The sequence below is a fragment of the Paenibacillus sp. 01T443 genome (genome assembly GCF_056398325.1).
This window is the reverse complement of the sequence record NZ_JBFTPE010000052.1, coordinates 1-7,579: the sequence shown is the minus strand read 5'-3', so window position 1 is coordinate 7,579 and position 7,579 is coordinate 1. Positions and strand designations below refer to the sequence as shown.

Genomic DNA, 7,579 nt, shown 5'->3' with positions numbered 1-7,579 from the left:
AGCTATAATAAAGCAAAAGGTAATGAAGGACTGAGGCACAGGAATATGACAAAAAAACTTATATTTTTTGATATAGACGGCACGCTAGTCGATCACGAGAAAAAAATCCCGCCTTCTACGAAGCAGGCAATTGGACAGCTGCAAGAGGATGGTCATGAACTAGTCATCGCGACAGGCAGAGGACCATTTATGTTAAAGCCCGTATCTGAAGCATTAAACATTGAATCCTACGTCTGCTTTAACGGATCCTACGCGGTTTACAAAGGAGAAGTCGTTTACAGTCATCCGATCGATCCCGCTCGATTAGCTGAACTATCGGAGATCACATTAAAGAATAAGCATCCTTTAGTCTATATGACTCCCGAAGGGATGCGTTCAAGCACCCATCAGACGGCTTACGTGGACGAAGCGAATGAACCTTTAAAAAAGAGGCTGCCGCCTTTAGATCCCGAATATCACTTAGGGAAAGAAATATACCAATGCTTGCTTTATTGCAAGGAAGAAGATGAGAGCTGTTATAAAGAAAACTTTCCAGAGCTCGGCTTTATCCGTTGGCATTTGTTCGGCAGCGATATCCTTCCGCCGGGAGGCTCAAAAGCAAAAGGGATTCAGGCGCTTATTGAAAAAGCCGGAGTCATGAGCGAGGATGTGTACGCCTTTGGCGACGGGATAAATGATCTGGAAATGCTGCGATATGTCTATCATAGCGTTGCGATGGGGAACGCCTCAGATGAAGTGAAGCAAGCTGCGCGTTATGTAACGAAGGATGTAACCGAAGACGGAATTATGTATGGCCTGAGGATGCTTGGATTGTTAAAAGAATAAATCATGCCTCATGCTAAGCGATGTGATATTGATTATCGTACCATGAACGAAGAAGAGGTTGATCTCCAACGAGAGATCAGCCTCTTTATTTATTAAGCTTAAATATATTATTAGTTCGATACTATCTAATAACTCGTCTCGCCGTTACATAAGTCTTGTCCCATGCGCTGCCGGAAAATTTCGAAATCGTAACGCCAACGCCTACTTTATATGTGTGTAGAAGTCTGCCGTTGSCGATATAAATGCTAACATGATTAATTTTACCGTCGCGATTCGTGTCGGAGAAAATAAGATCCCCGGCTCTAAGGTTTTTTCTAGCTACGTATTTACCTGCTTTTGCTTGATCCCTCGAACCCCTTGGCAGATAGATTCCATTTTTCTTATAAACATATTGTGTAAAGGATGAGCAATCGAAAGCGCTGGTAATACCCGCTTTGGCGCCAAATTTATAACGAACCCCAATATATTTTTTGCCTGTGGAAATGATTTTGCTCGCTTTTAGTGCAGTGGAAGACGTAGCAGCGTTTACGGGTTGCGGCATGGCCACTGTTCCTGCGGAAATAGCTATGGATAAGCTTATACCAATACCTGCAATGACCTTGCGAATACTATTTTTCTGTGTGTTATTCATGATGATCCTCCTTGATTTGTGTTGATTGTGTTGCGGCTAGAAATACCATAACATAGTTTAAATAGACATTAATTACCTATGAGAAACCAATCCCTTACCAATACTGGGTAAAATCCTCTTTATTAAAAAAGCGATGATAGATTACTAACTTTTCTACCTTGACAATCAACGTATTGGTAAAGATTCCTTATAACTGTTCTTTCACTTTCGCAGGGATTAGTAACCGGTATATACTGATGAAGTCGGGCCGACGAATGATGAGGAAAGGAGCTGATCGAATTGATTAACAACCTGGAGGTGATCTCCGTTTAAACGGAGATCACCTAAATGAAGGAGACCGAAAGGTCTCCTTTTATTGCTTAACCTCATCGCAAATCGGATTAATGGAAATATTGTTAAACATTTCTTGTCAACTGAAAAGGCTTACAATATAATGACAGAGTACAGCATGAATTAAGCTCCTATGGAGAGTAGTGGCATCCATGGCTTTTTGTGTTTTCAAATTAAAGTGGGCTATACCAAAAATCGAAGGGAGGAAATAAAGATGTTGATGATTGCGGAAACGAATGATCTTAAAAACATGAGCTTGTTCGAGGAGGACGTTTATTGTGAACTACAAAAATGGGAGAGATGTGCTTCCCCCTAGCCTATTGCAGGAGCTGCAAAAATACATTCAAGGCGATCTCATTTATGTGCCTAAACTAGCGGAGCAGCGCGCGCATTGGGGCGAGGTAAGCGGGACAAGGAAGCTGCTGGCTGAACGTAATAAGGAGATTTACCTTTATTATTCGAATGGATGGTCTGTAGCGGATTTGGAACGTAAATATCATTTATCAGGCGAAAGCATTCGGAAAATTATTGTAAAATCACGATAATGAAACAAAATTAAGAAAGCAGATTGCGCGAAGCAACTGCTTTTTTTGCTTTTTTATCATGTTGATTTGATAAGCCTGTAAGAAAACACAAAGGTGAAAAGGGATTTTTTTGTCGAATGTCGAATGAGTATAACTGTTGATTTTTAGCGCAATTTGTAGAAAAATATTTCAAGATAAAAATACGGAGGCTTACGATTTGAAGACATTATTAATCGCAGAAGATGAACCTATACTACGAATGCTCATTATGGATACGCTCGAAGACGAAGGATATACACTTGAAGAAGCTGCTGATGGGGAAGAAGCATTACAAAAAATAATAGAAACGAATTTCGATTTAATTATTTTAGATTACATGATGCCGAAATTGACGGGTATCGAGGTTATTGAAAAAGCAAAGCTGTTGGAGAACCGCCATCAGTCGAAGATATTAATGCTGTCGGCAAAGAGCCAGCAATCGGAGCAAGAAAAGGTTCTTATCGCCGGCGCGGACGGTTTCATGTCGAAACCGTTTAGTCCATTGGAGCTCATTGATAAGGTAGAGGAGATGCTTCGTGGATAGGCTGCGCCACTATTTCAAAAAAAGAATTACTAGACAATTAGTAGCTATGATGATTCTTGCTTTGACATTAATCCTTGTCGGGGCTGTTGTTGTATTCGTAAGCACCGTATTGATTTTGAAAAACTATGAGACTGAAACGTCCGAGTTAAGAGAAAAGCAGAAGCTTGTTGCGCAAATTGCCGATCATTCCACTGAAATTATTTTACGTGCTCGCGGTTATTATGTATTTTTGTCGGATTATGAATATGATCAGGTACTCACTGAAAAGGAATTGCTAAATCACTCTTTGGCTGAAATTAAGGTAATGAAGCTGAACTCCTCCGAAAAAGAAGTTATGCAAAACATCGAATCATTTTTCACCAATTACTTTGATGAGATATTTCCGAAAGCCATTGCGTTATCGAAGGTGCAGGATTACGAATCGCTTCGGGCGCTGGTATCAGCAGGCGAAGATAATCCCGTAAACAAGCTGATCAGCTACTCACAAGATTTTGAGAACCAAGTACAAGTTATTGCCGACCAAAAAAACGACCAATTAATAAAAAACCTATCTGTTCAAGCTTTGATATTCATCGGCTATATCATATCCATCTTAATTGTATCCTCATTCATTACGAGAAAGGTCGCCACTGCGATCGGCGTACCTCTTATGATATTAACGAATCATGCAATACGATTTACGAACGGCGAGCATGCCGAGATTGAATTGAAGGATAGAGAAGATGAGCTAGGCGAGCTGGCCCGCACCTTCCAAACCATGATGAGGCAGATTCAAAGCAAGGAAGAAGAGCTCCTGGCCCAGAATGAAGAGCTGATAGCCCAGCAGGAAGAACTGCAGGCTCAGCAGGAAGAGCTTCAAAATGCGGTTGAATTGATGGAAAAAAACGAGAAGTATCTAGAGAAGCGGAATATATTGGTACAATCGCTCGCTAATACGCTTGACCAACAAGAATTGTTGGAAAGCATTGTTAGCAATATCGTCACAATAACGGAGAGCGATAAAGGGTTAATCGTCATGATGGACAGGGAGCATGCTTATGCTTCAGTCGGCATATCCAATCAATCTGCGCAGCAATTTATCGAGCACATGAATGACGGCATTGTTTTGCGAGCATCGCAAACGAAGAAGGCATACCGTATCATTAGAGATTGTTCACAAGGGGAGCAAGGTTATCATGATATGCCTATGCAGGCCACCGATCTAATTTTACCAATCTTAAATGCCGGTGAAGACATGGTTGCTTGTTTAGTGATCACAAAGGTAAATCGTGACATCACCAAGCTGGAGGAAGAAGAAATTGTTGGCATGATGACACAGGTTTCCTTGGCCTTCGACAAGCTGCAGTTGTATGAGCTATCGGAGAAACAGCGGTTAATGACCAGCGATATGCTAAATACCATTCAAGAAGGCATACAATTGCTCGATTTGGACGGAACTACGCTGCAAATCAACCGTAAAATGTCAGAGCTGCTACCCTTTTTCAAGCATAATGAAGAATGGACAAGCCTGCCATTTAAACCGTTTAAAGCGCAAATCCGAACTGCTGTCGTTGAATCAGAGAATCTCATCCAATTTATGGAGGGACTTATCCAGCACGGGCATCATCAAGGAAAGCGTAGTTTGAACTATGAAATCATGGAGCCGGAAAGAAAGTTCATTCAGATTTATTGCGAGCCGCTGTACCGTAACGGTCAGCAATTCGGCTTACTGCTTGTCCATCGGGATATTACGAAGGAATACGAAGTTGACCGAATGAAATCAGAATTCGTAAGTACGGTTAGCCATGAGCTGCGGACGCCGCTAGCGAGTGTTCTTGGCTTTGCAGAGCTGCTTCTTCACCGCGAGTTAAAACCTGAACGACAACGGAAGTACATAACGACCATCCATCAGGAAGCAAGGCGATTAACGGCATTAATTAATGACTTCCTTGATTTGCAGAGAATGGAGTCCGGCAAACAAATCTATGATATGAAGATGATTTCATTAATGCCATTAATCAAAGAGGCCATCGAGAACCAACAGCTGTCGACAAGCATTCATGAGCTCCACTGGGAAAATCAGGATCCGAACGCCATGGTGTTAGCGGATCGTGACAAGATGTATCAGGTAATCATTAATCTGCTTAGCAATGCCGTTAAGTATTCACCAAACGGCGGAGCTATTCGAATAATTAACGGCATTAACGATGAGCGATTATTCATACGTGTTGATGATCAGGGCTTAGGAATTCCAAGAGACGCGATGACCAATTTGTTCAATAAATTTTACAGGGTCGATAATTCGGATCGGAGAGAAATCGGCGGCACAGGCTTAGGTTTAGCCATCGTAAAGGAGATCGTCTCTAAGCATGATGGCAAAATCGAGGTTTTTTCAGAGTTTGGCCAAGGAAGTACCTTTATCGTTACTTTGCCCATTGCAGAACAAACCCATCAAATGGATAGCGACGAAGGGAAAAATAATGCCAACTCAAATGCATCCGTGCAGGTCATGCTCATTGAGAACGACCATAATTTAGCCGCTCTGCTTTGCGACGAACTGCATTCAAGCGGTTATCAGGTTCACTTATTTAAAGAGGGCGGCTTGGCTATTGCTGCGATTGAACGGCTTAACCCCGATATTGTCGTGATTGATCTAATGCTGGAGTCGGGTATTACAGGCTGGGATATTATTAGCAAAATCAAAAAGACTGATCTTCTATTGAATAAGCCGATCATCATATCCAGTGCATTCGAAGAGAAGGAGAAGGCCGCACAGTGGGGAATAAAGGAGTTTCTTGTGAAACCTTATTTACCTGGCAGACTAAGTGCAGCTATTACGCGCATGCTGCGATAATTGAGGGAGCACATTGTCATGAAAATTGAAAAATATAAAAAGCTCATTCACCAACGAATCATACAGACGATAGACGAATGGTCAACTCAAGAAGCCGTGATGGAGCAAGATATTCATCGGTTTTTCCATAATCTAAAGGGAACCAGCGGCACCATAGGATTAATGGAGATTGAAAAGTTTTCTGAAGCTAAAGAGCGGATGTTTTCTGAAAAAAGCATTAAGGCATTCCGTCGAGAAGATTGGTCTGGACATCTTCTTCCTTTATCGGATATGTTCCCTCATGCTTCACAGCAAGCGGAATGGTCGGAATCTGATAGCAAAGGCCCGATGCACACCCAAACTATTGATGAGAACCTTCTAAATCAAAAACGTGTTCTTGTCATCGATGATGATATGGAATTTGTTACTTACATAAAAGAGGTTTTGGAGAAAAACGGCTATCCGGTAATGATTGCTTTAAACGCTGATCGGGGCTTGAAAATATTTTACGAATGGAAGCCAAGTCTAATCCTCTTAGATTTCGTCTTACCCGATCAAAGCGGCATGTATGTACTTCATCAAATCGTGGAAAAAGCGAAGCTGGAGCATATTCCAATCATTATGGTCAGCGGAAACTTCTCACTTGAAAATCAAGTCAACGCTTATCGCTCGGGTGCGATGGATTTTCTTGCGAAACCATTTGAAGTCGAACTGCTTACTGCGCTTATCGACAATCGATTTGCGATGAAGAAAGATTGGGAACGATCAATTATAATTGACGAGCTGACCGGTGCATACAATCGAAAGCATTTTAACCATATGATGCGGCAGCAAATGGAGGATTTTAAACGTTCTGGACATGTCTTCTCGCTTGTTATGCTCGATTTGGACTACTTCAAGCATGTGAACGATACACATGGTCATCTGAAAGGAGATCAGGTGCTTCAAGCCTTCGTGTCAACCGCTCAAGATGTGGTGAAATCCAAAGGCATACTTTGCCGGTATGGGGGAGAGGAATTCGCTTTGATTCTTCCGCAAACGGACAGCGTCCAAGCAGCACGTCTTATCGAACAATTCCGAGAAGAGTTTAATGCCATTAAATTCCCTGCGAAGGAAACTGATTTCCAGGTTACCTTCTCATCAGGCATCGCGCAATTTTCGGAGGGAACGGGGCATTCGGAAAAACTGGTGGATGAGGCTGATCAAGCACTTTATAGTGCCAAACGTGCCGGTAGAAACCAGACAGTGGTTTATGCAACGGAAATGCTCGAAAGAAAAAATGAAATCATTTTAAATCTAATCGTCGTGGATGATGATCCTTTAATCCGAGACATCTTGATTAACCGATTCTTTAATTGGAAGCCGACGAATCATACGAAGGTTAAGGCTCAAGGGTTTGCAGATGGAAGGTCCTTTTTGTCTTCGAATTGGTACTCCGAGAATGAAAAGTATATTATTTTGCTGGATGGCTCCATGCCTGAAATGGATGGTTTAGAGGTATTGCAGCAGCTTCGCAAGCATTTTCCCGAGCAACAGCTGCTAATCATCATGTTGACAGCACGCAATAATACGGATGATATCGTGCGCGCTTTGCAAATCGGCGCCGATGATTATGTCGTCAAGCCCTTTCATATGCAGGAATTAGTGCTCCGCATTGAGCGCTTGGCCAGTAGAATATTAAACGAGTAGCCAAAAAAGAAACACGCTCATTCAGAGCGTGTTTCTTCAGGCTGTCGAGAAAGTCTCGACAGTCTTCTTTTTGTTTAATTAATTTAACACGACACCGCGTTAATATAGTATAATTATAGTAATTAAAACGAACGGATGGTGTCGTGATGCTGCGTACTAATCGAGATAAGCAACAAAATTACGAA

General features: G+C 41.9%; 6 protein-coding genes. 5 read left to right on the top strand and 1 reads right to left on the bottom strand.

The window, feature by feature from the left end:
- On the top strand, window positions 1–825 hold an 825-nt coding region (locus AC1DLI_RS34015), incomplete at its 5' end, for a Cof-type HAD-IIB family hydrolase (protein WP_477610100.1).
- Window positions 826–946: 121 nt separating this feature from the next.
- On the opposite strand, the gene AC1DLI_RS34010 is transcribed toward AC1DLI_RS34015, so the two are convergent.
- Entirely contained in the window at window positions 947–1,456 is a 510-nt protein-coding gene (locus AC1DLI_RS34010) for a C40 family peptidase (protein WP_477610098.1), read from the bottom strand.
- A 608-nt stretch (window positions 1,457–2,064) separates the two neighbouring features.
- Here AC1DLI_RS34010 and AC1DLI_RS34005 point away from each other — a divergent pair.
- From AC1DLI_RS34005 to AC1DLI_RS33990, 4 genes are all read left to right on the top strand, one after another.
- Complete coding sequence (locus tag AC1DLI_RS34005; protein ID WP_183560607.1) at window positions 2,065–2,331, top strand: CD3324 family protein; 267 nt, start codon at window positions 2,065–2,067, stop codon at window positions 2,329–2,331.
- Between the two features lie 196 nt (window positions 2,332–2,527).
- Complete coding sequence (locus AC1DLI_RS34000; protein ID WP_477610095.1) at window positions 2,528–2,893, top strand: response regulator transcription factor; 366 nt, start codon at window positions 2,528–2,530, stop codon at window positions 2,891–2,893.
- Window positions 2,886–5,726: an ATP-binding protein gene (locus AC1DLI_RS33995; protein ID WP_477610093.1), complete on the top strand. Its 2,841-nt coding sequence runs from the start codon at window positions 2,886–2,888 to the stop codon at window positions 5,724–5,726. Before AC1DLI_RS34000 ends, AC1DLI_RS33995 begins: the two co-directional genes overlap by 8 nt.
- A gap of 18 nt (window positions 5,727–5,744) precedes the next feature.
- Window positions 5,745–7,394, top strand: a complete 1,650-nt coding sequence (locus AC1DLI_RS33990) for a GGDEF domain-containing response regulator (RefSeq protein ID WP_477610091.1) — start codon at window positions 5,745–5,747, stop codon at window positions 7,392–7,394.
- Window positions 7,395–7,579 lie beyond the last annotated feature (185 nt).